The organism is Hoeflea sp. BAL378, from assembly GCF_000759435.1.
GTDB lineage: Bacteria > Pseudomonadota > Alphaproteobacteria > Rhizobiales > Rhizobiaceae > Hoeflea.
The window spans coordinates 1-23,795 of sequence record NZ_JRJG01000251.1 but is presented as its reverse complement, the minus strand read 5'-3'; the positions used below and the strand labels follow the sequence as shown (position 1 = coordinate 23,795).

Below are 23,795 nucleotides of genomic sequence, written 5' to 3'. Positions count from 1 at the left end.
TGCCATGGTTTCGACCGCGATCGCCATCCATCAGCCGAAAGCGGTCAAGCGATCGGACGAGGTCGTCATCATCGGCGGCGGGCTGGCGGGCCTGTTCTGCGCGCTGAAGCTCGCGCCCAAGGCGGTCACCGTGCTGGCCGCGGCGCCGATCGGCCGAGGCGCGTCGTCGGCCTGGGCGCAGGCGGGCATCGCCGCCGCGGTGGGTGAGGGCGACACGATCGAGAGCCATGTGCAGGATACCATCATCGCCGGCGACGGCATCGTCGACGAGGAGATCATCCGCACCATGGCGACCGAGGCCTCGGCGCGCATCTTCGATCTCCTTGGCTACGGCGTGCCGTTCGACCGCGATCTCGAGGGCCATCTGGCCGTCAGCCGGGAGGCGGCGCATTCGCAAAGCCGGATCGTGCGCGTGCGCGGCGACATGGCCGGGCGCGCCATCATGGAGGCGCTGGTCGCCTCGGTGCGCAGGACGCCGTCGATCCGGGTGCTGGAAGGCTATGTGGTCGAGGACCTGATCGTCGAGGACGGCCGCGTGACCGGCGTCATCGCCCGGGACAAGGCCGGCGCCGGCGAGGAACTGCACCGCATCACCGGCTCGAACGTGGTGATGGCCACCGGCGGCGTCGGCCATCTCTACGAGGTGACGACAAACCCCACCGAAGCCCGCGGCGGCGGCATCGGCATGGCCGCGCGCGCCGGCGCGCGCATGGCCGACATGGAATTCGTGCAGTTCCACCCCACCGCCATCAATGTCGGCAAGGACCCGGCGCCGCTCGCGACCGAAGCGCTGCGCGGCCACGGCGCGACGCTGCACAACCGCGACGGCGTACGCTTCATGCTGCCGCTGCACAAGGACGCCGAACTCGCGCCGCGCGACGTGGTGGCGCGCGGCATCTTCGCCGAGGTGAAGGCGGGCCGCGGCGCCTTTCTCGACTGCCGCACGGCGGTTCCCGATTTCGCCGCCGAGTTTCCCACCGTCTTCGGCTACTGCCAGGAGGCTGGCATCGACCCGGCGCGCGAGATGATCCCGGTGGTCCCGGCGGCGCATTACTTCATGGGCGGCATCTGGACCGACATCGACGGCCGCTCGTCGCTGCCGGGCTTCTGGGCCTGCGGCGAATGCACCTCGACCGGCGCGCACGGCGCCAACCGGCTGGCCTCGAACTCGCTGCTCGAGGCGGTGGTGTTCTCGGCCCGCATCGCCGAGACGCTGAAAGCCGAGATCGGGCCCGATGCGCCCGCCGACTGGCAGGACGGCTCGATCACCTCCACCGAGCATCTCATGGAAAAGGACCATCCCAACATGGCGCTGCTGCGGCAGACCATGAGCGCCAATCTGGGCGTGCTGCGCGACGGCGAGGGCATGCGCTCGGCGCTCCGCACGATCCTGCGGCTGGCGCGTGACAGCCATTCGGTCCGTTTCGACAATGTCATCACCACGGCCAAGCTGATCGCCGTCTGCGCGCTCAACCGCACCGAAAGCCGCGGCGGGCATTTCCGCACCGATTTCCCGGCGGAGGACGCGGCCTGGAAGCGGCGCACGCTCCTGACCCTTGGCCAGGCGCATGGCATCATCCCCGATCTGCTGGAGAGCTGACGCATGACGACTGCCTATCTTCCCGAACTGCCGGGGCTGATGATCGAGGATCAGGTGCGCGCGGCGCTGATCGAGGATCTCGGCCGCGCCGGGGACATCACCACCAATGCCACCATCGGTCCCGACCGGCGGGCGACGGCCGCAATGAACAGCCGCGAGGCCGGCGTGATCGCCGGACTGCCGCTGGCCGCGGCCGCCTTCCGGCTGATCGATCCGGCGATCAACTTCGAGGCGCTGGTCGCGGACGGCGCAAGGGTCGAGCCGGGGGCGACGATCGCCCGCATCTCCGGTCCGGCCCGCGGCGTGCTCTCGGCCGAGCGGGTGGCGCTCAACTATCTCATGCATCTTTCGGGCGTCGCCACCTATACGGCGCGCTTCGCCGACGCCATCGCCCACACAAGCGCCAGGGTCACCTGCACCCGCAAGACCATTCCCGGCCTGCGCGCGGTGGAGAAATACGCCGTGCGCTGCGGCGGTGGCTCGTCGCACCGCTACGGGCTCGACGACGCGATCCTGATCAAGGACAACCACATCGCGGTCGCCGGCGGCATCGCCGCGGCGCTCAGGGCCGCCAAGGCCTTCGCCGGGCATCTCGTCAAGATCGAGATCGAGGTCGACACGCTCGCCCAGTTCGCCGAGGTGCTGGACGAGGGCGCCGATGTCTGCCTGCTCGACAACATGGGCCCCGAGATGCTGAGCGAGGCGGTGGCGATGAACCGGGCGGCCAAGCGGGGACCGATCACGCTCGAGGCCTCGGGCAATGTCAGCCTCGACACCATCCGCGCCATCGCCGAAACCGGCGTCGACTTCATCTCCACCTCGAAGATCACGATGGCGGCGCCGACGCTCGACATCGGGCTCGATATCGCGATCGGGTGAGGGGGCTGCGCGGGGCGGCCGGATGAGGCCGCTGCCACGCCGCGGACCCGCCGCCCTCTGTCGCCGTCATGCCGGTTACAAGCCGCCGTCACTCCATCCACCCCCACGGCTCGTCACCCTCGCCCTTGTGGCGAGGGTCTACAGAAGCCGGCACCGCAACCGTGGGTCCAGTCCTAAAGCCGATGGGCCGGTCGCTCCTCGGGACAAGCCCGAGGAGGACGGCGGGGCGGGGGCGTGGCCTTTGCGGCGGTCCGGACGCGTGGCGGGGGCGCGTCCAGCCCTTCGCGGCCACCTCGCATCCGCGCGTGGATGAAGCGGACGCACGGCTTGGACCATGCCCGCAATAAACATTTCCATCTCGATGGATCCATTTGATCCTACAGGCATTATGGCAGGCGACCGACCTTCAAGGGCTCCTTTTCATGACCACCCCCCATTTGCTGATTTTCGCCATCCTCGCGGCCACCGTCGGCCTGTTCCTGTGGGGGCGGTTCCGCCATGACGTGGTGGCGCTGGCGGCGCTGCTGGCCTGCGTCATCGCCGGACTTGTGCCGGCGGAGGAGGCCTTCGCCGGCTTCGGCCATCCCGCCGTCATCACGGTCGCCTGCGTGCTGGTGCTGAGCCAGGGCCTGCAGAACACCGGCGCTGTGGACTGGCTGGCCCGCGGCCTGCTGCCGCGCAATGCCGGGCGGCTGCCGAGCCTGCTCGCGCTGCTGGGGCTGGGCGCGGCGCTCTCGGGGTTCATGAACAATGTCGGCGCCATGGCGCTGCTGATGCCGATCGCCATCCAGTTGTCGGGCCGCATCGACCTGACCCCGGGCCAGGTGCTGATGCCGCTCGCCTTCGGCACGGTGCTGGGCGGCATGACCACGCTGATCGGCACGCCGCCGAACCTGATCGTCTCGGGCTTCCGGGCCGAGGCGGGGCAGGGGCATTTCGCGATCTTCGATTTCGCGCCCGTGGGCGTCACGGTGGCGGTGGTGGGCGTGGTCTTCATCGCGCTCGCGGCCTCGCGCTTGGTGCCGGCGCGCAAATCCGTCGACATCAAGGGCTTCGACACCGGGGCCTATCTCACCGAGTTGCGCGTGCCGGAGAAGAGCAAGGCGGTGGGCCTGACGCTAAGCGGGTTCGAGCGCGAGATCGCCGAAACCGGCGCGCAGATCGTGGCGCTGGTGCGCGACGAGGCCCGCTTCAACGCTCCCAACAAGAGGCGCCGCATCAAACAGGGCGACATCCTCGTGCTCGAGGCGGAAGTGGGCGCGCTCGCCGAAGCGGTGTCGGTGTTCGACATCCATCTCGAGGAAAAGGGCTCGTCGGCGGCCAAGGACCAGCAGATCGATCCCGAAGGGGTCGAGACCATGACCAAGAAGGCCAAGGCCAAGGCGGAGGAGGCGGACGCCGATGCGGATGCCGACAAGGGACCCGACAACGAACTGGTGCTGCGCGAACTGGCGGTGCTGCCGGGCTCGTCGATCGTCGGCCGCTCGGCGCGGGATCTCAGACTCAGGACGCGCTACCGCATCAACCTGCTCGCCGTGTCGCGCAACGGCGCGTCGCCCAAGGCGCGGCTGCGCACGCTCAAGCTCAAGTCCGGCGATCTGCTGCTGATCCAGGGCCCGGCGGTGGTGGTGACCGAATTCGTCAAGGAAAGCGGCTGCGTGCCGCTGGGCGAGCGCGAACTGCGCATCCCCGACAAGCGCATGGCGCTCATCGCCGGCGGCATCATGGTGGGCGCGGTGGCCATCGTCACGCTGGGCCTGTTGCCCGCGGCGCCGGCTTTCGCGCTCGCCCTGCTGGCGACGATGCTGTTCCGCACCGTGCCGCTGCAGCAGATCTACACGGCCATCGACTGGCCGGTGATCGTGCTCTTGGCGGCGCTGATCCCGGTGGCGGGCGCCATGCAGAGTTCGGGCGCGGCGGACCTGCTGGCGCGGTTCCTCGTCGACACGATCGCGCAGGGCAATGCCGTGGCCGCACTCGCGGTGGTGCTGATCACCACCATGTTCCTGTCGGACGTGATGAACAACGCCGCCACCGCGGCGGTGCTCTGCCCGATCGCCATCGGCATCGCGGCGCAGCTCGGGGTCAATCCGGACAGTTTCCTGATGGCGGTCGCCATCGGCGCCTCCTGCGCCTTCCTGACGCCGATCGGCCACCAGAACAACACGCTGATCCTCGGCCCCGGCGGCTTCCGCTTCGGCGACTACTGGAAGCTCGGCCTGCCGCTCGAAGTGCTGGTGGTCGCCGTCAGCATGCCGCTGCTGCTCTGGGTGTGGCCGCTGTAGGTCGGATTACAGACCTCCCGTCGCCTTGCGCGGACGCCCGCCCTTGCGGCCGTTGGCGCGCGCTGCATCGGCCTTGGCCTGGGTGCGCGCCTGGCCGCCAGCGGTGCCGAGGGATGCGGCCATCCAGCTTTTCGAGCCGAACAGACCCTGCAGAAGCGAGGGCACATAGAGATCCGCATCGAGCCTCGGCCAATGCACTCCTAGCCCTGCCGGACTGATCTCGATCTCCGAAAGATCGTCGGGGGAAGCTCCCGCAAGTCCCTCCGCCAGATGCGGCGGGAAGGCGATCTGGACGCCCGTGCTCAATTCGATGACGATGCGGTCCGCTGCCCGGTCATAGCGCGTGGACACGGCAAAGCCGCCTTTTCGCAATTCCGCCATCCGTGTCTCGGCTTGCTCAATCTCCCGCTCAGTGACGGTCATGAATCACCCTCCATTCTTCGCAGAGTTCTGCAACTGCCTGTGCCAGCTGAGCCAGGATCCGCGTCAGTTGAGGCCGGTTGAAACCATAGCTTTCCCGCAACACAGGCGGACCGGCGGGACAATGCAGCAAAAACACCGCCTCGCCATCCGCGCTTCGGACATGGACATGCTCGGGCCGATGATCATTGGGATAGATCACCACCCGCAGGCCATCGAAGCGCAGAACCGTCGGCATCCTGCGACAATACCATAACCCAAGCGCTTAGGAAAGACGGCCGCGGCGGATTTCGCCAAGCGCCGTTTCAGCGATCACCCCCCGGCGACCGCCGCCTCGAGCGCGGCGATGTCGATCTTCTGCATGGTCATCATCGCCGCGAAGGCGCGCTGGGCCGTGGCGGGATCGGGGCTTGTCGTCAGGTCGAGCAGGATCCGCGGGGTGATCTGCCAGGAGAAGCCCCAGCGGTCCTTGCACCAGCCGCATTCGCTCGCCGCGCCACCATTGGAGATGATCGCGTTCCAGTAGCGGTCGGTCTCCTCCTGGTCTTCGGTGACGACCATGAAGCTCACCGCTTCGTTCGGCGTGAAGACGGGGCCGCCGTTGAGGCCCACGAACTTGCGGCCCAGCAGGGTGAACTCGACCGTCAGTTCGCTGCCCGCCTGGCCGCCGGGGAAATCGCCGGGCGCGGCGTTGGCGCGCCCGACATGGCTGTCAGGGAATGTCGCGGCGTAGAATTCGGCGGCCTTTTTGGCTTCGCCGTGGTCGAACCATAGGCAGGTCATGAGGTCGGTCATTGGGGTCTCTCCTGTTCTTCGGGTTGGTCTGGGGTGTCTGGCAGGCGACGGGTCAGCCGCTCGGTTGCCGGGCATTCACCTTCCATTGGGCGGCGAAAGCCCGGGCGTAGGCCGGTCGGGCCTCGCCGCGAGCCACATAGGCGGCGAGCGTGGGAAATTCCTTGAGCACGGCCGAGGATTTCAGCCGCTGCAGCACCGAGACCATCATCAGGTCACCGGCGCTGAAGGCGCCATCGAGCCATTCGGCCTCGCCCAGGCGCGCCGAGAGCTGGGTGAGCCTGGCGCGCACCCGGCCGTCGAGGAGCGGCAGGAGTTCCGCGCGCCAGGGCCGATCGCCCACCACGTAAGGGGCCTGTTCGCGCTCGAGAATCGGCGGCTCCACGGTGTTGAGCGCGGCGAACATCCAGGTGATGGCGCGGCTCCGGGCCGCGGGATGATCCGGCAGCAGCCCCGCATGGCGTTCGGCGATGTGAAGCACGATGGCGCCGGTTTCGAACAGCGCGACATCGCCCTCCTCATAGGTCGGGATCTGTCCGAAGGGATGAAGCGCCAGATGCTCGGGCTGCTTCATCGCGGCAAAGGAGACCAGGCGAACCTCGTAGGCCCGGCCCGTTTCCTCGAGCGCCCAGCGCACGCGCGTGTCGCGGGCCAGGCCCCTGCCGCCGTCGGGCGAGCGTTCAAAGGCGGTGATGGTCGGCATCATGGCCACGTCCTTCTCCTCGCTTCGCAAGCCTCAGCCGACGCCCGGGCGGTCCTTGAGCTTGAACGCGAGCTGCGTCACCCATTTGTTCATGTCGGGTTCCTCATCGGGACCAATTTCGAAGATTTCGAGCCGGCAGGCGAACAGGTCGCCGCGAGGGCTTTCTTCCATGTCGAGCGGCTGCTCGGTGAGGCGGACCCAGCCGATCAGCAGGCCGGTGACGGGTTCGAGCTTGTCGGGATGCCCATGCCAGCGCATCGTCACGAACGCCCCGGCGGGCAGGGTGCCGAATTTGATGCTGTCGCTGTCCTGACCCATGCGCGTCACCGGCACGCCTGCTTCCACGTCGAGCGTGTCGGCCATGTCGATGCGCCGGTAATTGTAGATCGGCAGGCCCGCCGGTTCGATGTTCTGCCTGGCGAGAAAGTCGAACACCGCTGGAAATCCCTCCTCGGCCGGTTTCATCATCTCGTCCATGCGCACCTCGAAGCTCATGTAGGCGTAGGGCTGCGCCGCACGGGTCACGTTTTCGGGCAATGTCAGCATGTCAGTCTCCTCACGGCACGATTTCATCGGCTTGGCGGCCAGGCCGATTCCTTGGCTAGGGCGTCGCGCCGGCGACCATCCCGGGCCCGGCTACTGGTTGATCTCGGGCACGACCAGCCGCGCCAGCTTGTCGAGCGAGTCCTGCCATCCGAGATAGCAGGCTTCGGGCGGGATCACGTCCGGCACGCCTTGCTGTTCGATGCTGAGTTCGGTCCCGACCGACACGGCCTTGAGAGAGACGGTGACCCGCATCTCGCCCGGCAGGTTCGGATCCTCGAAGCTGTCGGTGTAGACAAGCCGTTCGCCTGGCACGAGTTCGAGATAGGTGCCGCCGAAGGCGTGGCTGTGGCCGGTGGTGAAATTGCGGAACGACATCCTGTGGCTGCCGCCGACCTTCGCGTCGAGGTGATGGACCGTGCAGAGATAGCCGTAGGGCGGGATCCAGCTCGCCACGGCGTCGCTTTCGAGAAAGGCGCGATAGATCTTCTCCGGCCTGGCGGCGATGACGCGGTGCAGGCGAATGGTGCTGGGCATGCTGGTCTCCTCCTCGGGTCTCCTTCCCTGGCGGTCGCCAGGGCTCCATCCTTTTATTGCATACCGACCAGTTGGTATGTTGTCAATTCACAGGCTGTGACAAACTTGAAACGGACTCACGGCGGATCGGCTCCGAACACCCGTATCGGGGCAGATTTATATCCGGGGAGATCTGGTAAAGGCGGGATGGCGCCGCGTCGCGCGGCGCTCCCCCGGGAGCAGTCAGTCTCGGACGCTCAATGCTGCGGCATGCGGTTCCAGGCGTCGAGGGCCGCGATCTTGTAGGCTTCGGCGAGCGTTGGATAGTTGAAGGTGTTCTCGACGAAGTAATCCAGCGTGCCCTTGAGATTGAGCACGGCCTGGCCGATGTGGATCAGCTCGGTGGCGCCCTCGCCGACGATGTGGCAGCCGAGCAGCCGCCGGGTCTTGAGCGAGAAGATCATCTTGAGCATGCCGGTGTCGAGGCCCATGATGTGGCCGCGCGAGGTCTCGCGGAACCGCGCCACGCCGCATTCATAGGCGATGCCGCGCTCGATCACCTCCTCCTCGGTCATGCCGACGGTGGAAATCTCCGGCACCGCATAGATTCCGTAGGGGAAGAACTTCGGCGGCTCGTGCGCCTGCTGGCCGAGCGCGTGGCAGGCGGCGATGCGGCCCTGTTCCATCGAGGTGGAGGCGAGGCTGGGGAAGCCGATCACGTCGCCCGCGGCGTAGATGCCGGGCACATCGGTCGCGAAGGTGGTCGGGTTGACCTTGATGCGGCCGCGGGCGTCGCTGTCGAGGCCGCAGGATTCGAGGTTGAGCGTGGAAGTGGCGCCCATCCGTCCGGCGGCGAACAGCACCATTTCCGAGCGGATGTTGCGGCCGCCCTCCATCTGGATCTCGCAGCCGCCGCCCTCGAGCTTGATGATCCTTTCGGCCTTGCGGCCAAAACGCAGCACCATGCCGCGGTCCTTGATCTGGTGGGTGAAATCGTCGATCAGCTCGCGGTCGATGAAATCGAGCATGGTGGTGCGCGGCTCCACCAGCGTGACATGGACGTCGAGCGCGCTGAAGATGGTGGCGTATTCGATGCCGATGACGCCCGCGCCGATCACCGTCATCGACCGGGGCAGGTGGGTGAGCTCGAGGATCTCGTCGCTGTCGAAGATGCTGGTCCCGTCGAAGGGCACATAGTCGGGGCGGAACGGAACGGTGCCAACGGCGAGCAGGATGGCGTCCGAGGTGAACAGGAACGTCTCGCCTTCCTCGCCCGCCACCTCGATCGTGCTGCGGTCCCTGAAGCGGGCGTCGCCCCTGAGCGTGGTCACCTGGTTGCGCGCGAACTGGTGTTCCAGCACCTCGATCTCGTGGGTCAGGGTGATGGTGAGCCGGGCGCGCAGATCGCTCGCAGTCAGGTTCTGCTTGACCCGGTAGGAGCGGCCGTAGAAGCCGCGCTCGCGCCATCCGGAGAGGTTGAGCGCGGTTTCGCGCAGGGTCTTGGAGGGGATGGTTCCGGTGTGGACGGAGACGCCGCCCACCCGCCGGCCGCGCTCCACGACCAGCACCTTCCTGCCGAATTTCGCGGCCTGGATGGCGGCGCGGCGGCCGGCGGGCCCGCTGCCGATGACGATGAAATCGTAATGTTCCATGGGCGGGGGAATCCAGCTTCGGGCACTGTTCGCGGCGTGCGCCAGTCGGACTGCAAACTTGTTCAAAAAGCCCGCCCGCGCAAGTCAAAACCTCGCTCGGGACGGCGCGATCGGCAATGTCTCCAGTGTCGGGCAAGCCCCGGCGCCGCAAATGCCGATCGCGGGGGCAAGACGCCCGGATATTGCGCAGTTCGCGGCGTTTCGGGCGGGGATTTTCAAACACCCGAGCGAGGGTGCAGGCCGCAGACGGCTTGGTGCTCAACCCACCGATTCGGCCTGGTCCGAAGTCCGGAATCGAAAAGGGCCGCCCCTGACGGGCGGCCCTTCCGTTATCGTCTGTCCGGGGGTCAGCGCGGTTCGCTGTGCAGCCCCTTGAGGATGGCGAAACAGGCGAGCAGCAGCACGATGGTGAACGGGAAGCCCGTCGACACCGCCATGGCCTGCAGCGCCGCCAGCCCCCCGCCGAGCAGCAGGGCGATGGCGACCAGGCCCTCGAAGCAGGCCCAGAACACGCGCTGCGGCACCGGCGCGTCGATCTTGCCGCCGGCGGTGATGGTGTCGATCACCAGCGAGCCCGAATCCGACGAGGTGACGAAGAACACGATCACCAGCACGATGGCGATGAACGAGGTGATCTGCTGCAGCGGCAGCGCCTCGAGCATGGCGAACAGCTTGAGCTCGAGCGGCGCATCGACGACGATCTGGTAGCCGTCATTGACGAGCTGGTCGATTGCGGTGCCGCCGAAGGTGGTCATCCAGAACACCGAGACCAGCGAGGGGATGATCAGCACGCAGGTGAGAAACTCGCGCACCGTGCGGCCGCGGCTGACGCGGGCGATGAACATGCCGACGAAGGGCGACCAGGAAATCCACCAGGCCCAGTAGAACGCCGTCCAGCCCTGGCGGAAATTGTCGTCCGTGCGGCCGAACGGATTGGAGAGTTCGGGCAGGTAGCGCGCATATTCGTAGAGATTGTGGAAGAAGCCGGTGAAGATCGCCACGGTCGGGCCGACGAGCAGCACGAAGACCAGCAGCAGGGCGGCCAGCACCATGTTGATCTCGGACAGGCGCTTGACGCCCGCATCAAGGCCGGCGACGACCGAGAGCAGGGCGATGCCGGTGATCCCCACGATCAGCATCACCTTGGAGAAGTCCGTCACCTCGATGCCGAAGATGTGGTTGAGGCCGGCCATGGCCTGCTCAGCGCCGAAGCCCAGCGAGGTGGCGAGGCCGAACAGCGTGGCGAAGACCGCGAGAATGTCGATGATGTGGCCGGTCCAACCCCAGACGCGCTCGCCGAAGATCGGGTAGAACACCGAGCGCATGGTGAGCGGCAGGCCCTTGTTGTAGGAAAACAGCGCCAGCGCCAGCGCCACGATGGCGTAGATCGCCCAGGGGTGCAGGCCCCAGTGGAAGATCGTCGCCGCCATGCCGAGATCGCGCGAATCGGCGGCGTTGCCCGCGGCGCCGCCGAGCGGCGCCCAGCTTTCGGCCGAGCCCGCGCCTTCCGCCACCGAGGCGGAGAAGTGCGAGATCGGCTCGGACACGCCGTAGAACATCAGCCCGATGCCCATGCCGGCGGCAAACAGCATGGCGAACCAGCCGGAATAGGAATAGTCGGGCGTCGCCTCCTTGCCGCCGATCCGGACCTTGCCGTAGGGCGAGACGATCAGGAACAGGCAGAGCAGTACGAAAATATTGGCGGCGGTGAGGAAGAACCAGTCGAAGGTGCCGGTCAGCCAGTCGCGCAGGTCACCGAAGGCCGCGCCCGCGCTCTCCTGGAAGGCGAGGGTGAGAAAGACGAAGGCGACGATGGTCAGTCCGGAAATGGCGAAGACCGGATTGTGGATGTCGAGGCCGAACGGGCCCACCGACATCGATACATTGTCCTGGCCGACCTCGTAGTCGGTGTCGATCAACGTTGTCGGCCCTTCGGGCGCCGGTATGCCTGGTGCGCTGGTGTCGCTCATAAAATGTCCCTCTTGATTTGGTTCGCCTGGCTCAGGCGCTGCAGGCTTGCGTCTCTCCGCGCCTGACAGATCCGGCGGCAGGCCGTCAGGTCGCAAAAGGTGAATTGTGTTCCGATTGCGACGAAAGGCTAACGCACCGAAGGCCAAGTTGCAAACCCGGGACCCTGTTTTCCAGGGTCTTTCGCGGGGCGGGTCGATCGTAAATCGGCGTTCCCCGCTCAAATGACGCGATTTCCCCGAAATTTTTCCGTGCAACGCTGCATCAGAGGCAAATATCTCGATGAAACGAAACAAGGCATGATCTTGACCATGACCTTCGCATCCGAGGCGATAATAAGTGACATTATTGCCGGGAACTGCTGGCGAGACGAGAGAACGCCACCTAGAGAGTCCATAAATTCTGTGATTTTCATGCGCTGCCCGCGGCGTTGCCGGCTGCGCCTGGTCCAGCGTCAGCCCCGTCCGCCGAGCCGCAGACCCGGGGCGGGGCGCTCTTCCAGGATCTTGGCGCGGAATCGGTAGAGCGCCGCGGGCCGGCCGCCGGTGGCCGAACTTGAGGCGCCGGTGGGCTCCACCAGTTCGGCGCCCTCCACCAACCGCCGGAAATTCTGCTTGTGCAGATGGCGGCCCGAGATCGCCTCCACCGTCGTCTGCAGCTCCGTCAGGGTGAATTCCGGCGGCATCAGCTCGAAGATCACCGGGCGGTACTTGATCTTGGCGCGCAGGCGCTGCACGGCGGTGGCGGCGATGCGGCGGTGGTCGAAGCGCATGGCGCGGCCGAGCGGCGCGGCCAGCCCGGTGGACTTGACGCGCTGATCGGTGACGGCCTCCGCGAGCAGGCCCGCTTCATAGAGCAGCTCGTAGCGGTCGAGCACCCGTTCCTCGTCCCAGGGAAAATCCTTGAGCCCGAAGGCGAGGCGTATGCGCGCCATGCGGCTCGGATTGCGCGGTCGCTCGACAGGCTCCTGCGCCCAGGGCAGGAGCCGCGGCAGGATGGTGGCGTCGAGCATGGCCGGGCGGCCTTCGCGCCAGTCCTCCCAGGGAAACAGCTCGTACCAGTCGCGCCAGCGCGCGCCGGTGGCGGCCAGCGCCTCGGGGTTTTCCGCGTCCACCCGCGTGAGCGCCAGATAGCCCACCGAGACCAGATGCGGCTTGCCCTCGTCCCGTCCGTCGTCGCTGAGCACGTGGCGGCCGCGGTCGCCGAAGGTGTAGAGCTGCTCGACATAGCCCAGGTTGAGAGCCGTCTGGCTTTCGACGCTGTCGCGCAGGCTGGCCTCGAAGGTGCGGTGACGCACCGGATCGAACGGGCCGAAGGGCAGGCCGTCGGCGGGCCCCGCGCCGGGCGCCTCCGGCACCGTGAGAATGCTCGGGGTGTGGTTGGTGACGGCGACGATGGCCGCGTCGAGCCCGATGCGCAAGGGAGGGATGCGGCTCGGTTCCATGGCGCGGTCAGCCCCCGCGCCGTCGCGAAGGCGGCGGGCTCGCGGGAAGATCGTCGCCGGGCCCGACGGTTAGGCGGAAGCATCCGCCCTCGAAGGCATCGGCGCCGCGGCCGATCGCCTTGACGGCGCGGACGAGGCGTCCACCGCGGCCGAGCATGGCGTCGCCGATGTCGATCAGCCGCTGATTGGGGGTGACGAAGGGCGAGGCCTGGCGCAGCCGCTCGGCCAGCGCCATCTCGTCCTGGTCGGGCTCGACCGCCAGCGCCACAAGGGCTGCGGCGGCGGGCGAGCGGGAGATTCCCAGCCAGCAATGCACCAGCAGCGGCGCGCGCCGGTCCCAGCTCCTGGCGAAACCGATCAGCCGCTCGACATGGATCTCGCCCGGCGCCGTCAGCCCGGGGCGGAGCTCGGCGATGTCGTTGAGGCCCAGCTTGAGGTGGCGGGCCGGGTCGATGACCCCGGGGCGGTGAAACTCCTGGTTCTCGGCGAGCAGGCTCACCATTTCCTGCACGCCATGGGTCACGGCGGTCTCGGCGATCTGGTTCAGGCGGCAGACGACGATGTAGGACATCAGCCTCGCTCCGGCCGGCGCAAGGCCTCGATGGCCTCGAAGCGCGCGAGGAAAAGCGTCTGCACCTCGGCCGCCGAGCGCGGCGCCACGTCGATCATCTCGCGGCCGATGCCGCGCGGCGGGCCGAAGCAGGCGCGGGCCTCCGCGTCGCTGAATCCCGCGAGCTCGGTCGCCTCGAAATAGGCGGCGATGCGGTCGGCGCGCTTGATCAGCGCCTTGAGCGGCGCGGGCATCACCGGCGGCAGGCCGAAGCGGAGATGGATGGCGGCCTCGAGGCGGCCCTCGACGCTTTTGTAGCCGCCGCCGACCACCGCCTTGAACGGGGAGATCATGTCGCCGATGACATATTCCGGCGCGTCGTGCAGCAGTGCCAACTGCAGCGTGTCGGGCGAGGCCGCGGTCAGCCGGCCGACGATCGTCTCGACGATCAGCGAATGCTGCGCCACCGAGAAGGCGTGGTCGCCGCGGGTCTGGCCGTTCCATCGCGCCACCCGCGCCAGCCCGTGGGCGATGTCGGAAATCTCCACGTCCAGCGGCGAGGGGTCGAGCAGGTCGAGCCTGCGGCCCGAGAGCATGCGCTGCCAAGCGCGCGGGATCTTTGGACCGGGGGCCACCGGTCAGGCGTCCGCAGCGCCGGCGCCAGCGCCGTCGAAGGACAGCCCGCTCCAGGACGGCAGGGCGAGCGTGACCGGGATTCCCGCGACTGTGAGCGCCGCGCCCTCGGCCAGCGCGTCGGCGACCCGGTCGGTGCGCACGATGGCGAGGCCGGTCGTGCCCTCGGTACTGCCGAGGCTGCCCACGGATTTTTCGCCCGCCAGGATGGATAGCTCCGGATCATCGGCGCCGCGGGCGGGCAGGGGTGCTTCCGCGGTCACGGTCGCCACCCGGCGCCGCGCGGTGCCGCGATGCTGCATGCGCGAGACCACTTCCTGGCCGACATAGCAGCCCTTCCTGAAATCGACGCCGCCGGTCTTGTCCATCAGCACGTCGTGCGGAAACACGTCCGACAGCGCGAAATCGGCGCCCGATTCGGCCACGCCATGGGCGATCCGGAGGCGATCCCAGTCGGCCCGCTCGGCATCCGCGGACGGTCCGTCGGCATAGAGGCGCCAGACGCCCGTCGCCGCGGGAAAGCGCCGGTCAGCGAGCGCGCCCGCGGGCGCGGCCTCGCCCCAGCCGGCGATTACAGTATCGTCGTCGCGCTTCTCGAAGCTGACCGCGGCGCGGAGCTTGTAGAGCGTCAGCCGGCGGATGAAATCTTCCATACAGTCGGCCCGAATGTCGCAGTCATAGGCGGTCTCGCCGGATTTCGAGATCAGGAAATCGAACAGGATCTTGCCCTGCGGCGTCAGCAGCGCGGTGGGTCGGGCCTCGCCCGGCTGCAGCGAGTCGACATTGGCGGTGATCAGGTTCTGCAGGAAATGGCCGGCGTCCGCGCCGTCCACGCGCACGATCTTCCGGTCGGAGAGGACTAGGGCTGGCACGGTGGGGCACTCCGGATTGATCGGGGATGGATGTCCCCGATAGGTAGGCTGTCGCGCGGCGCGGGGCAAGGGCGGAGCCGGGTCCGGGCCCGGATGCGGGAGGGCGCGGGCGGGATCAGTCGCCGGCCATGAAGAATCGCCACTCGCCGTCGGGCGAGATGCCGATGCGGTAGAAATTGTAGGCGCCATAGGCCTTCATGTCCTCGACGTCGCCGGCGGTGACGAGGCGCAGCAGCTCCACCTTCTGCGGCGGCGTGAGGCTTTCGAGCGGCAGCGCGGCGAAATAGGGCCAGACATAGGTCTCGCCCGGCTCGCCGGCGTCGATGCGGACAAAGCCGGTGTTGAGCAGGTCGATGAGGATCGCCAGGATTTCCTGACCGGCGCCGTCGCCGGAAACCGAGCGCAGATATTCCACCGGATCGGCGTCGATCTCGCCGAAGGCGAGCTGCGTGGCGGTGGGGCCGGAGCCCAGCAGCGCGCGCAGCTTTTCGATCTCGCCGGTGGACGCGGCCTCGATGATGAGCTCGCGCATGCGCCGCGCCGGCTCGGGCAATTGCGCGGGATCGGTGAGGATGTCGACGGGGGCGGCGTCCGCGGCGGCGGGTTCCTCGACCACCGGGTCATTTTCCGGAGCGGGCAGGGTGCGGATGATCGGGCCGGGCGTCGGCAGGCCGCCATCCTCGCCGATCTGCGGTTCATCGAGCGGCGGCGGCGCCTGGCCGGTATCCGCGGCCGGAGGCTGCACTTCCTGCAGCTCGCTCAGCGCCAGGGAAGAGGAGGGGGAAAAAACGATTGCCAGAGCCAGCAGCATGGCCGATGCGATCGCCATGTCGCCGCTTCGCGATTCGCGCTTGGGCTTGCCGGCCAACTTGATCCCCGCGGATAATCCTAGTGAAACACAGTTCCTACTGTAGCACACGTTCGGGGGAGAATTCACCAGCCAGGATACGGACCCGGAGCGATTCCACCAGGGCTTCAGCCTGTTCCTCGCCCAGCGCCCGCACGGTCTCGCGGATGGCGGTGATCATCGCGGCATCGGCGATGATCTCCGGCTCGATGCCGTCGGCCGTGCTTTCGGCCCAGGCGTCGTGCTGGAGCTCGAGGGCGACCTGAAGCTTCTCCTGGACGATGAGATCGTCGAGTTCTTCGGGCGTATGCGGGGTGGGATGGGTCATAAATCCAACTTTAACTTACCAGGACATTAACGAGCCTAGCACGGCTTGAACCGTTCCGGCACGGGGCTGCGTCGATAGCGGTTAACAAACCGTTAATTTCCATAGCGGGAAACAATTTCCGCCACAAGTGTTGCACCTTCGTGACGGTATCGCTCCTCGGCGACCACGGCGGCCTCCGTGCAACTGGTGTAGACCGAGGCGAAGGCGCGGAAACCGCGGTTGTATCCGGCGGTGAGCTGCTCGCGGCGATCGGCCTCCCCGGCGGTCTCGCTGTTGAGCAGCGCCTGCATGCTGTCGCGCCAGCCGGTTTCCTCCTCCGGACTGCACAGATTGCGCAGGTACTGCACCGATCCGAGGATTTCGGCGAGCCGCAACAGCCGCGCCTCATAGGGCGGCGGCGGCAGGTCCGGCACCACCACGGTCGCCTCTTCCTCCGTCGCCTCGGCCTCCTGCGCCCATGCGTCCCTTACGCCGCCGGCGAGGGCCACGGACAGGACGAGGGCGAGGATCGGCGCACGGGAGCGGAACATGACCGCTCCTTACACCAAGACAGCGCGGGATGAAATCCCGACCAACGGGGGGAAGGGGAGCCCGGGACCGTCGCCGATGGCGCTCAGCGCGGCCGGTCCCGGCCCTCAGCCAGCATGTCGATGCAGGCGATCATGCTGGGCGGTGTGCTGAGCGCGCGGATTTCGTCGGAAGTGAACCAGCCCACTTCCCTGGCGTCGTCCTGCGCCACCGGCTCCCCGCCCGGATCGTCGGCGAGGAAGACGGTCAAAAAGAAGTGCGAGCCGCCGCCGGGGTCGTCCGCGCCGAGGTCGAAACTGGCGAAGGGCCGCGCGTTGGTCGCCCTCAGCCCGGTCTCCTCCTCGAGTTCGCGCAGCGCCGCATCCTCCAGCGCCTCGTCGGGATCGACCCGGCCGCCGGGGAAGGCATACATGTGCTGGGCCGGCGGATTGGCGCGCAGCACCAGCAGGAACCTGCCGCCCCGCTCGATCGCCACCGAGACGGCGAGTGCCGGGCCGGGGCGGGGTGCGCTCTTGTGATCTTTCATGGCCTGGCCTTGTCTCCCGCGTGCACAGCCTGTGCAATGTGGCGAGTTTTCCAGTGCAGGCAACCCTGAAAACGGGTCCGGCTGTTTCGGAGGGAACAAGGCCGGGAAACCGTGTGCCACGGTCGCCGTGGCAGGTTTGCGCATTGCGAAAACATATAAATAAATCTATGTATCGAGCTTGATCCCGCGGTACTTGAGAATCGGACTTCGCCATGACCACTCCACCTGACACCGATCTGCCGCTGCCTGTCATCCGGCAAGCCTCCGCCCACCCGCAAGTGACCCGGCGGCGTTTCCGCTTTCACAAGCGCTACCTCCTGGTGTTCCTGATTCCGGTGTTCATGTTCTCGGGCGGGGTGATCGGCATGTATTATCAGCCCACCGCCTTGCAGAAATTCTACGCGCTGACCGGGCTGCAGCCCGGCGGCGGTGCGAAGAAGCCGATTGCCCTGCCGCCCAATATGGAAATGCCGAAAGAGATGGCGGCAACCATGCAGGTCAGCGATGTTGTCGGATTGGCCCGGCTGATGCCGCGTGGCGATGTGTCGATCGTGGCGCCTCCCTTCGGCGCCGGCGACGCCCGTATCGCCGAGGTGCTGGTCAGCATCGGTGACCGCGTTGAAAAAGGCGCGGTGGTGGCGCGGCTGGACAATCGGGGCCAGCTTGAAGGCGCGGTGCTTCAGGCTGAGGCAAATGTCGCCGTGCGCGAAGCGGCGCTGGTGCAGACCACCGAGTCTGTCAAGAACTCGCAAGCCGAAGCCCTCGCCGCCCTGGAACAGGCCCGCAGTTCAGGCATGGAGGCGGCCGCCGACTATGAACGCTCCAAGGCCTTGTTCGAACGCGGCGTGATCACCCAGGCTTCGCTCGATTCGCTCGCCGCAGCCCAGCGCCAGGCGGGTCTTGCGGTGCAGAAAGCCGAGGCGACGCTGTCGCGCTTTGCAAGCCAGGAAGCCGAGTTGCAGCCCGATGTGATCGTCGCGGCGCGCAATCTCGACGCCGCCAAGGCGGAGCTCGCCCGCGCCGAGCAGGATCTGATCCGCTCCGCCGTTCTGTCGCCGATCAGCGGCGTGGTGCTCGATTCGATGGCCAATCCGGGCGAACGCCCGCCGAGCGACGGCATCATGCAGATCGGCGACACCGATCAGATGATGGCCGAGGTGGAGGTCTATCAGGACCGGATCGCGAATGTCGCGATCGGCCAGCCGGTGGAACTGGCGGCCGTCGCCATCGGCCAGACGCTGCAGGGCCGGGTCAAATCCATCGGCCTGACCGTCGGACGCCAGGGCCTGCTGTCGGACGATACCGCGGCCAATACCGATGCACGGGTGATCAAGGTGATGGTCGAACTGGACGCGGCTTCCTCCAAGGTGGCGGCGCGCTACACCAATCTGGAAGTCATCGCCCGCATCGACACCCGCACCCTGGCGCCCGCTGCCAAGAGCAATCCATGAACCGCTGGCTGCAATGGCTGTTCGGGCGTCTGCCGATCGGCTGGCTGCAACTGAGCCACAGCCGCACCCGCTTCGCAGCCGCCATTTCCGGCGTGGCCTTCGCCAATGTTCTGGTGTTCGTGCAACTGGGCATCATGAACTCGATGGCGACGGCGACGCTGAAGCCCTACGAGTTCTTTGCCGCCGACATCATGATCTCGGCCTCGGACGCCAATTCCATGACCGAGGGCGGCAATGTCGCGCGGCAATGGCTGTTCCAGGCCCAGGCCGATCCGGAGGTGACGCTCGGCACCGGCATCTTCGTCGGCAACACAAGCTGGCCGCGGCCGACCAAGACGCTGGGGCTCACCAGCTTCGGCATCGATCCGACGCTGCCGGATTTCCTGAGCCCGGTGCTCAAACCCAAGCTGGCGACGCTGCAGCTCAACGATTCCGGCATTCTCGACATGGCCACCCGCGGCCTGCCGCGCGAGGAGGCCGCCGCGATCCGCCCGCAGACCCCGGCGAGCTTCGAGGTGACCGGCAAGACCTTGACGCTCTATGACACGTTTCAGGGCGGCGGCGGGTTTGGCGGCGACGGCTATCTGATCATGTCGGACCAGACCTTCCTGTCGCTGTTTCCGGCGCGCCGGTCGGCGGCGCCCGATCACATTCTGCTCAAGGTGGCGCCGGGAGCGGATCCGGATGTGGTGTCTGCCCGGTTGCGCGATCTGGTCTCCGACAAGTCGCTGCGCATCCGCTCCTACGCCCAGGCCAAGGCCGAGGATCTGAAATACCAGCAGACCAAGCGGCCGACCGGGATCATTTTCGGCTTCGGCGTGATCATCGGCGTGCTGGTCGGCATCGTCATTGTCTATCAGGTGCTCTCGACCGACGTCGCCGATCATCTGTCCGAATACGCGACCTTCAAGGCGATGGGCTATCCGCAGACATTCTTCCTCGGCATTGTCTTTGAGGAAGCGTTGATCCTGGCCGTGTTCGGCTTCATTCCCGGCGTGATTGTGGGCACAGGACTGCTGGCCGGCATGAAGAAGGCCACCAATCTGCCTTTGGCGATGACGTGGGACATGGCCGTCATCGTGCTGATCGGAACGCTGGTCGCCTGCTCGCTGTCCGGCGCCATCGCCACCCGCAGGCTGGCGGCGGCCGATCCGGCAGACCTGTTTTGAGGGGCGGGCGATGAGCGAGGAATTTCCGATCATTGTCGCCGGGCTGAACCATTGGTTCGGCACGGGCGAGGCCCGCAAGCAGGCGATTTTCGACGTCGATCTGAAGGTCGCGCGCGGCAGCCTGACCGTGCTGATGGGGCCTTCGGGCTCGGGCAAGACAACGGTGCTGACGCTGATGGGCTGCCTGCGCGACCTGCAGGACGGCTCGATCAACCTGCTCGGCCATGAGCTGATGGGTGCGGGCAATGCGCTCAACGAGGCGCTCAGGCGCAGGCTCGGTTTCATCTTTCAGGCGCACAATCTGCACGGCAGCCTGACTGCGATGCAGAATGTGCAGATGGGGCTGCAGGTCCATCGCCTCAATGATCCGGAGGCCGAACGGGAGGCTGCGCGCCACGCTTTGTCGCTGCTCGGGCTTGCCGATCGGATGGATTATCTGCCGGCCAACCTGTCCGGCGGGCAGAAGCAGCGGGTGGCGGTGGCCCGGGCGCTGGTCGGCAATCCCGACATCGTCTTCGCCGACGAGCCGACGGCGGCGCTCGACAAGGAGAGCGGCTTGAACGTGGTGGCGATGCTCAAGAAACTGGGGCAAAAGCGCGGCACCACCACGGTGATGGTCACCCACGACAACCGCATCCTCGAACTGGCGGACCGTATCGTCACCCTGGAAGACGGACGGATCGTGTCCGACAGAATGGTCAATTCGCCCGTCTAGACCGCCCGCCATGCCGCGGTCTTCGCGTTCGGAGCTTGCGCCGGTTCGCGCGCTTCTTGACCCTCCGGGAATCCTCAGCCATGGATTGGCGATGTGTGGCCGTTTTTCGCTGACAGCAACGCCTGAAGAGGTGCAGGAACTGTTCGGGCTCGAGGAGATCGAGGATTTCCCGGCGCGCTACAACATAGCGCCGACGCAGCCGATCCTGATCGTGGCCGGCGACCGCCGCCGGGAGACGGGCGACAACCGCACCGACCGCAGGGCGCTCTTGGCGCGCTGGGGGTTCATCCCGGGCTGGGTCAAGGATCCGGCCGAGTTTCCGCTGCTGATCAATGCCCGCTCGGAGACGGCGATCGAGAAAGCCTCGTTCCGCGCCGCCATGCGCCACCGCCGCGTGCTGGTGGCGGCCTCGGGCTTCTACGAATGGCACCGCCCGCCAAAAGGCTCGAAGCAGAAATCCGTCCCCTACTGGATCCGGCCCAGGGCCGGCGGCATCGTCGCCTTCGCCGGGCTGATGGAAACCTACATGAGCGCCGACGGGGCGGAGATCGACACGGCGGCGATCCTGACGGTGGGGCCGAACCGCGAGATCGCGCCGATCCACGACCGCATGCCGGTGGTGATCCGGCCCGAGGATTTCGCGCGCTGGCTCGACTGCCTCACCCAGGAGCCGCGCGACGTGGCCGAGCTGATGGCGCCCGCGCCGGACGGTTATTTCGAGGCGATCCGCGTCTCCGACCTCGTCAACAAGGTCGCCAACACCGGGCCCGAGGTGCAGGCGCCGGCGACCGATGCCGCGCCCTTGGACGAGCCTGCCGCCAGGCCCGCCAAGCCGGCGGCCAAACCCAAGCCGGCGGATGCTCCGCCCGACCAGATGAAACTGTTCTAGATCCGATGACCTCCCTTCTTGCTCCCGCCATCTCCGGGCTTTTGCTCGGCGGCTCGCTGATCGTCGCCATCGGCGCGCAGAACGCCTTCATTCTGCGCCAGGGACTGCTGCGCCAGCATGTGTTCATCCTGTGCCTGATCTGCGCGCTGTCGGACGCGGTGCTGATCGGGCTCGGCGTGGCCGGCCTCGGCGCGATCATCTCGAGCTCCGAGCTGCTGATCGCCGCCGTCACGCTGGGCGGCGCCGCCTTCCTGGCGGTCTATGCCGCGATGGCGCTCAGGCGAGCGCTGTCGCCCTCGGCGCTCACGGCGGCCAAGGCCGGGCCGGGATCGCTCAAGGCGGCGGTGCTCACCTGCCTCGCCTTCACCTTCCTCAATCCGCATGTCTATCTCGACACCGTGCTCCTGGTAGGGGGGCTGAGCGCGCGCCACGAGGGGGCGGCGCGGCTCGCCTTCGCGCTCGGCGCCATGTCGGCCTCGTTCCTGTGGTTCTTCGGCCTCGGCTACGGCGCCCGCGCGCTCGAGCCGCTGTTCGCGCGGCCCTCGGCCTGGCGGGTGCTCGACGGGCTGATCGCGCTGGTGATGGCGGCGCTGTCGGCCTCGCTCATCGCCCGCTTCCTCGCCGGGTGAGGGGTGCAGCAATCATCTTGACCGGACCCGCGCAATCGGGGATAAGACCAGCATGAAAACGGCACACGGCGCACGCGCCACCTGCATCTGCGGCATCATTATTCGCTAGCGCCCCGCTGGCTCGGCCGTTTTCGTCTTCTTTCACAAACAGGACAAACGACCCGGGCCGGGGGCCGGCATCGGGGAGTTGACATGAGCGAACTGAAATTCTGGAACACGCTGACGCGGGTCAAGGAAGAGTTTCGGCCGATCGATCCGCAGAATGTCCGCATGTATGTCTGCGGCCCGACGGTCTATGATTTCGCCCATATCGGCAATGCCCGCCCGCTGATCGTCTTCGACGTGCTCTACCGGCTGCTCCGGCATGTCTATGGCGAGGCCCACGTCACCTATGTGCGCAACATCACCGACGTCGACGACAAGATCAACGCCCGGGCGCTGCGCGACTATCCCGACCTGCCGCTCAACGAGGCGATTGCGAAAGTCACCGAAAAGACCGCCGCGCGCTTCCACAAGGACGCCGCAGCCCTCGGCTGCCTGCCGCCGACATTCGAACCGCGCGCGACCGCCCATATCGACGGCATGGTGACCATGATCCAGACGCTGATCGACAAGGGCAACGCCTATGTCACGGCCGGCCGCGAGGGCCGCGAGGTGCTGTTTGCGGTGGGCTCGATGCCCGACTACGGCAAGCTGTCCAACCGCAAGCTCGAGGACCAGCAGGCCGGCGCCCGCATCGCGGTGGAGGAGCACAAGCGCAACCCGGCGGATTTCGTGCTGTGGAAGGAATCGGCCGCCGACGAGCCCGGCTGGGACGGTGTCTTCACCGAGAACGGCCAGACCCTCACCATCCACGGCCGCCCCGGCTGGCACATCGAATGCTCGGTGATGAGCGAGCATCACCTGGGCGAGACCTTCGACATCCACGGCGGCGGCCTCGACCTGATCTTCCCGCACCACGAAAACGAGATCGCCCAGTCCTGCTGCGCCCACGGCACCGACCGCATGGCGAACCTGTGGATGCACAACGGCTTTTTGCAGGTCGAAGGCAGGAAGATGTCGAAATCCGAGGGCAATTTCGTCACCATTGCGGAGCTGCTGGAGACGGAGAAATTCGGCGGCCGCAAGTGGCCGGGCGAGGTGCTGAGGCTCGCCATGCTGATGACGCATTACCGGGAGCCGATCGATTTCAGCGTGAAGCGGCTGGAGGAGGCGGAAGCGGCTCTTTGGAAATGGGCGGACGCTTCTGAAGGGGCTTCGCTAAAATTCAGAATGGATGAGCACGCTGTTGAGATTCTGTCGGAAGATCTGAATTTCTCTGCCCTCAAGGTTTATCTAGACCAGTTGAGCAAATCGGCTTCAAGAGGTGACCAAGAGGCGCGGGATTGGCTTCGAAGCACTCTTTATCATCTCGGTTTTGTGAATCTTAAGAAGAAGCCGGATGGTGAGACTGAAAAAATCGTATTCGACAAAATGGACCCAACTATCGAGCCGCGCATTCAAGAACGCCTCGCCTTCATCTCTGCCAAGAACTGGGCCGAAGCGGACAGAATCCGCGACGAGTTGCTGGAGCAGGGCATCCAGCTCAAGGACGGCAAGGATCCGGAGACCGGGGAACGGGTGACCACATGGGAGGTCCGGCGGTGAGCAGCAGGCTTCACCCCCCTCTGTCGGCTACGCCGACATCTCCCCCGCAAGGGGGGAGATGGGGGGCCGCGTGCGCCACCTCACGTCGGGCCTCTGGTTCCTTTTCAAATTACATTTCGGGTGAATTGGGACTGAAGTCTGGTGGGCGAGATGTATCGGCCGGCCAATCTCCCCCCTTGCGGGGGAGATGTCACGAAGTGACAGAGGGG

25 protein-coding genes are annotated in these 23,795 nt (G+C 66.8%); 9 read left to right on the top strand and 16 right to left on the bottom strand.

All coding sequences use genetic code 11. The features are described 5' to 3' along the window. Positions 1-4: 4 nt before the first annotated feature. The 3 genes from LL06_RS25730 (at position 5) to LL06_RS25720 (ending at position 4,764) form a co-directional block, all read left to right on the top strand. Positions 5-1,600, top strand: coding sequence for an L-aspartate oxidase (locus tag LL06_RS25730; protein ID WP_035533844.1), 1,596 nt, complete (start codon positions 5-7; stop codon positions 1,598-1,600). A 3-nt stretch (positions 1,601-1,603) separates the two neighbouring features. Then, entirely contained in the window at positions 1,604-2,479 is an 876-nt protein-coding gene (gene nadC, locus LL06_RS25725) for a carboxylating nicotinate-nucleotide diphosphorylase (protein ID WP_035533842.1), read from the top strand. A 422-nt stretch (positions 2,480-2,901) separates the two neighbouring features. Next, positions 2,902-4,764, top strand: coding sequence for an SLC13 family permease (locus LL06_RS25720; RefSeq protein ID WP_035533840.1), 1,863 nt, complete (start codon positions 2,902-2,904; stop codon positions 4,762-4,764). A 6-nt stretch (positions 4,765-4,770) separates the two neighbouring features. Here LL06_RS25720 and LL06_RS25715 read toward each other — a convergent pair whose 3' ends face one another. The 16 genes from LL06_RS25715 to LL06_RS25640 form a co-directional block, all read right to left on the bottom strand. Next, positions 4,771-5,187 (bottom strand): DUF2442 domain-containing protein, encoded by a 417-nt coding sequence (locus LL06_RS25715; protein ID WP_035533839.1) that lies wholly within the window; start codon positions 5,185-5,187, stop codon positions 4,771-4,773. Next, complete coding sequence (locus LL06_RS27130; protein ID WP_081964201.1) at positions 5,174-5,422, bottom strand: DUF4160 domain-containing protein; 249 nt, start codon at positions 5,420-5,422, stop codon at positions 5,174-5,176. The genes LL06_RS25715 and LL06_RS27130 overlap by 14 nt, the downstream gene beginning before the upstream one ends. Before the next feature lie 74 nt (positions 5,423-5,496). Then, positions 5,497-5,979 (bottom strand): VOC family protein, encoded by a 483-nt coding sequence (locus tag LL06_RS25705; RefSeq protein ID WP_035533835.1) that lies wholly within the window; start codon positions 5,977-5,979, stop codon positions 5,497-5,499. A gap of 52 nt (positions 5,980-6,031) precedes the next feature. Further along, entirely contained in the window at positions 6,032-6,682 is a 651-nt protein-coding gene (locus LL06_RS25700; RefSeq protein ID WP_035533888.1) for a glutathione S-transferase family protein, read from the bottom strand. Positions 6,683-6,712: 30 nt separating this feature from the next. Further along, the gene (locus LL06_RS25695; RefSeq protein ID WP_035533833.1) at positions 6,713-7,225 is read right to left on the bottom strand and encodes a GyrI-like domain-containing protein; all 513 of its coding nucleotides are present in this window, start codon (positions 7,223-7,225) and stop codon (positions 6,713-6,715) included. Positions 7,226-7,315: 90 nt separating this feature from the next. Beyond that, a complete protein-coding gene (locus LL06_RS25690) occupies positions 7,316-7,759 on the bottom strand; it encodes an SRPBCC family protein (protein ID WP_035533831.1) in 444 nt (147 codons plus the stop codon). A gap of 236 nt (positions 7,760-7,995) precedes the next feature. Further along, on the bottom strand, positions 7,996-9,390 hold the full coding sequence (sthA, locus tag LL06_RS25685) for a Si-specific NAD(P)(+) transhydrogenase (RefSeq protein WP_035533829.1): 1,395 nt from the start codon (positions 9,388-9,390) through the stop codon (positions 7,996-7,998). A gap of 347 nt (positions 9,391-9,737) precedes the next feature. Next, on the bottom strand, positions 9,738-11,360 hold the full coding sequence (locus LL06_RS25680; protein WP_035533827.1) for a BCCT family transporter: 1,623 nt from the start codon (positions 11,358-11,360) through the stop codon (positions 9,738-9,740). Between the two features lie 452 nt (positions 11,361-11,812). Next, entirely contained in the window at positions 11,813-12,802 is a 990-nt protein-coding gene (locus LL06_RS25675) for an NAD regulator (protein WP_035533826.1), read from the bottom strand. A gap of 7 nt (positions 12,803-12,809) precedes the next feature. Beyond that, the gene (locus LL06_RS25670) at positions 12,810-13,373 is read right to left on the bottom strand and encodes a tyrosine phosphatase family protein (protein ID WP_035533824.1); all 564 of its coding nucleotides are present in this window, start codon (positions 13,371-13,373) and stop codon (positions 12,810-12,812) included. Further along, positions 13,373-13,987, bottom strand: a complete 615-nt coding sequence (locus LL06_RS25665) for an HD family hydrolase (RefSeq protein ID WP_035533822.1) — start codon at positions 13,985-13,987, stop codon at positions 13,373-13,375. Before LL06_RS25665 ends, LL06_RS25670 begins: the two co-directional genes overlap by 1 nt. 3 nt (positions 13,988-13,990) lie before the next feature. Continuing rightward, positions 13,991-14,857, bottom strand: coding sequence for a folate-binding protein YgfZ (locus LL06_RS25660; protein WP_035533820.1), 867 nt, complete (start codon positions 14,855-14,857; stop codon positions 13,991-13,993). Between the two features lie 115 nt (positions 14,858-14,972). Beyond that, the gene (locus LL06_RS25655; protein ID WP_244447226.1) at positions 14,973-15,725 is read right to left on the bottom strand and encodes a hypothetical protein; all 753 of its coding nucleotides are present in this window, start codon (positions 15,723-15,725) and stop codon (positions 14,973-14,975) included. Positions 15,726-15,762: 37 nt separating this feature from the next. Then, the gene (locus LL06_RS25650; RefSeq protein WP_035533818.1) at positions 15,763-16,032 is read right to left on the bottom strand and encodes a hypothetical protein; all 270 of its coding nucleotides are present in this window, start codon (positions 16,030-16,032) and stop codon (positions 15,763-15,765) included. 92 nt (positions 16,033-16,124) lie between these two features. Further along, complete coding sequence (locus tag LL06_RS25645; protein ID WP_035533816.1) at positions 16,125-16,562, bottom strand: TIGR02301 family protein; 438 nt, start codon at positions 16,560-16,562, stop codon at positions 16,125-16,127. 83 nt (positions 16,563-16,645) lie between these two features. Beyond that, entirely contained in the window at positions 16,646-17,086 is a 441-nt protein-coding gene (locus tag LL06_RS25640) for an NUDIX hydrolase (RefSeq protein WP_052161916.1), read from the bottom strand. Positions 17,087-17,298: 212 nt separating this feature from the next. Between LL06_RS25640 and LL06_RS25635 the strand changes: the two genes are divergently transcribed. The 6 genes from LL06_RS25635 to cysS all read left to right on the top strand — a co-directional run bounded on the left by LL06_RS25635 (position 17,299) and on the right by cysS (position 23,586). After that, a complete protein-coding gene (locus LL06_RS25635) occupies positions 17,299-18,537 on the top strand; it encodes an HlyD family efflux transporter periplasmic adaptor subunit (protein WP_052161915.1) in 1,239 nt (412 codons plus the stop codon). Further along, entirely contained in the window at positions 18,534-19,706 is a 1,173-nt protein-coding gene (locus tag LL06_RS25630; protein WP_035533806.1) for an FtsX-like permease family protein, read from the top strand. Before LL06_RS25635 ends, LL06_RS25630 begins: the two co-directional genes overlap by 4 nt. Positions 19,707-19,716: 10 nt before the next feature. Continuing rightward, positions 19,717-20,421 (top strand): ATP-binding cassette domain-containing protein, encoded by a 705-nt coding sequence (locus LL06_RS25625; protein ID WP_035533805.1) that lies wholly within the window; start codon positions 19,717-19,719, stop codon positions 20,419-20,421. A gap of 91 nt (positions 20,422-20,512) precedes the next feature. Continuing rightward, positions 20,513-21,310, top strand: coding sequence for an SOS response-associated peptidase (locus tag LL06_RS25620; RefSeq protein ID WP_035533804.1), 798 nt, complete (start codon positions 20,513-20,515; stop codon positions 21,308-21,310). A 5-nt stretch (positions 21,311-21,315) separates the two neighbouring features. Further along, entirely contained in the window at positions 21,316-21,939 is a 624-nt protein-coding gene (locus LL06_RS25615) for a LysE/ArgO family amino acid transporter (RefSeq protein ID WP_035533803.1), read from the top strand. Positions 21,940-22,131: 192 nt separating this feature from the next. Beyond that, complete coding sequence (gene cysS / locus LL06_RS25610; RefSeq protein ID WP_035533802.1) at positions 22,132-23,586, top strand: cysteine--tRNA ligase; 1,455 nt, start codon at positions 22,132-22,134, stop codon at positions 23,584-23,586. Positions 23,587-23,795 lie beyond the last annotated feature (209 nt).

Coding starts and splice junctions, on each gene's coding strand:
- sthA (WP_035533829.1), bottom strand. CDS start 9,390: ATGGAACATTACGATTTCATCGTCATCGGCAGCGGGCCCGCCGGCCGC.
- LL06_RS25700 (WP_035533888.1), bottom strand. CDS start 6,682: ATGATGCCGACCATCACCGCCTTTGAACGCTCGCCCGACGGCGGCAGG.
- LL06_RS25720 (WP_035533840.1), top strand. CDS start 2,902: ATGACCACCCCCCATTTGCTGATTTTCGCCATCCTCGCGGCCACCGTC.
- LL06_RS27130 (WP_081964201.1), bottom strand. CDS start 5,422: ATGCCGACGGTTCTGCGCTTCGATGGCCTGCGGGTGGTGATCTATCCC.
- LL06_RS25620 (WP_035533804.1), top strand. CDS start 20,513: ATGTGTGGCCGTTTTTCGCTGACAGCAACGCCTGAAGAGGTGCAGGAA.
- LL06_RS25705 (WP_035533835.1), bottom strand. CDS start 5,979: ATGACCGACCTCATGACCTGCCTATGGTTCGACCACGGCGAAGCCAAA.
- LL06_RS25640 (WP_052161916.1), bottom strand. CDS start 17,086: ATGAAAGATCACAAGAGCGCACCCCGCCCCGGCCCGGCACTCGCCGTC.
- LL06_RS25645 (WP_035533816.1), bottom strand. CDS start 16,562: ATGTTCCGCTCCCGTGCGCCGATCCTCGCCCTCGTCCTGTCCGTGGCC.
- LL06_RS25690 (WP_035533831.1), bottom strand. CDS start 7,759: ATGCCCAGCACCATTCGCCTGCACCGCGTCATCGCCGCCAGGCCGGAG.
- cysS (WP_035533802.1), top strand. CDS start 22,132: ATGAGCGAACTGAAATTCTGGAACACGCTGACGCGGGTCAAGGAAGAG.
- nadC (WP_035533842.1), top strand. CDS start 1,604: ATGACGACTGCCTATCTTCCCGAACTGCCGGGGCTGATGATCGAGGAT.
- LL06_RS25650 (WP_035533818.1), bottom strand. CDS start 16,032: ATGACCCATCCCACCCCGCATACGCCCGAAGAACTCGACGATCTCATC.
- LL06_RS25625 (WP_035533805.1), top strand. CDS start 19,717: ATGAGCGAGGAATTTCCGATCATTGTCGCCGGGCTGAACCATTGGTTC.
- LL06_RS25630 (WP_035533806.1), top strand. CDS start 18,534: ATGAACCGCTGGCTGCAATGGCTGTTCGGGCGTCTGCCGATCGGCTGG.
- LL06_RS25675 (WP_035533826.1), bottom strand. CDS start 12,802: ATGGAACCGAGCCGCATCCCTCCCTTGCGCATCGGGCTCGACGCGGCC.
- LL06_RS25635 (WP_052161915.1), top strand. CDS start 17,299: ATGACCACTCCACCTGACACCGATCTGCCGCTGCCTGTCATCCGGCAA.
- LL06_RS25615 (WP_035533803.1), top strand. CDS start 21,316: ATGACCTCCCTTCTTGCTCCCGCCATCTCCGGGCTTTTGCTCGGCGGC.
- LL06_RS25695 (WP_035533833.1), bottom strand. CDS start 7,225: ATGCTGACATTGCCCGAAAACGTGACCCGTGCGGCGCAGCCCTACGCC.
- LL06_RS25730 (WP_035533844.1), top strand. CDS start 5: ATGGTTTCGACCGCGATCGCCATCCATCAGCCGAAAGCGGTCAAGCGA.
- LL06_RS25680 (WP_035533827.1), bottom strand. CDS start 11,360: ATGAGCGACACCAGCGCACCAGGCATACCGGCGCCCGAAGGGCCGACA.
- LL06_RS25715 (WP_035533839.1), bottom strand. CDS start 5,187: ATGACCGTCACTGAGCGGGAGATTGAGCAAGCCGAGACACGGATGGCG.
- LL06_RS25670 (WP_035533824.1), bottom strand. CDS start 13,373: ATGTCCTACATCGTCGTCTGCCGCCTGAACCAGATCGCCGAGACCGCC.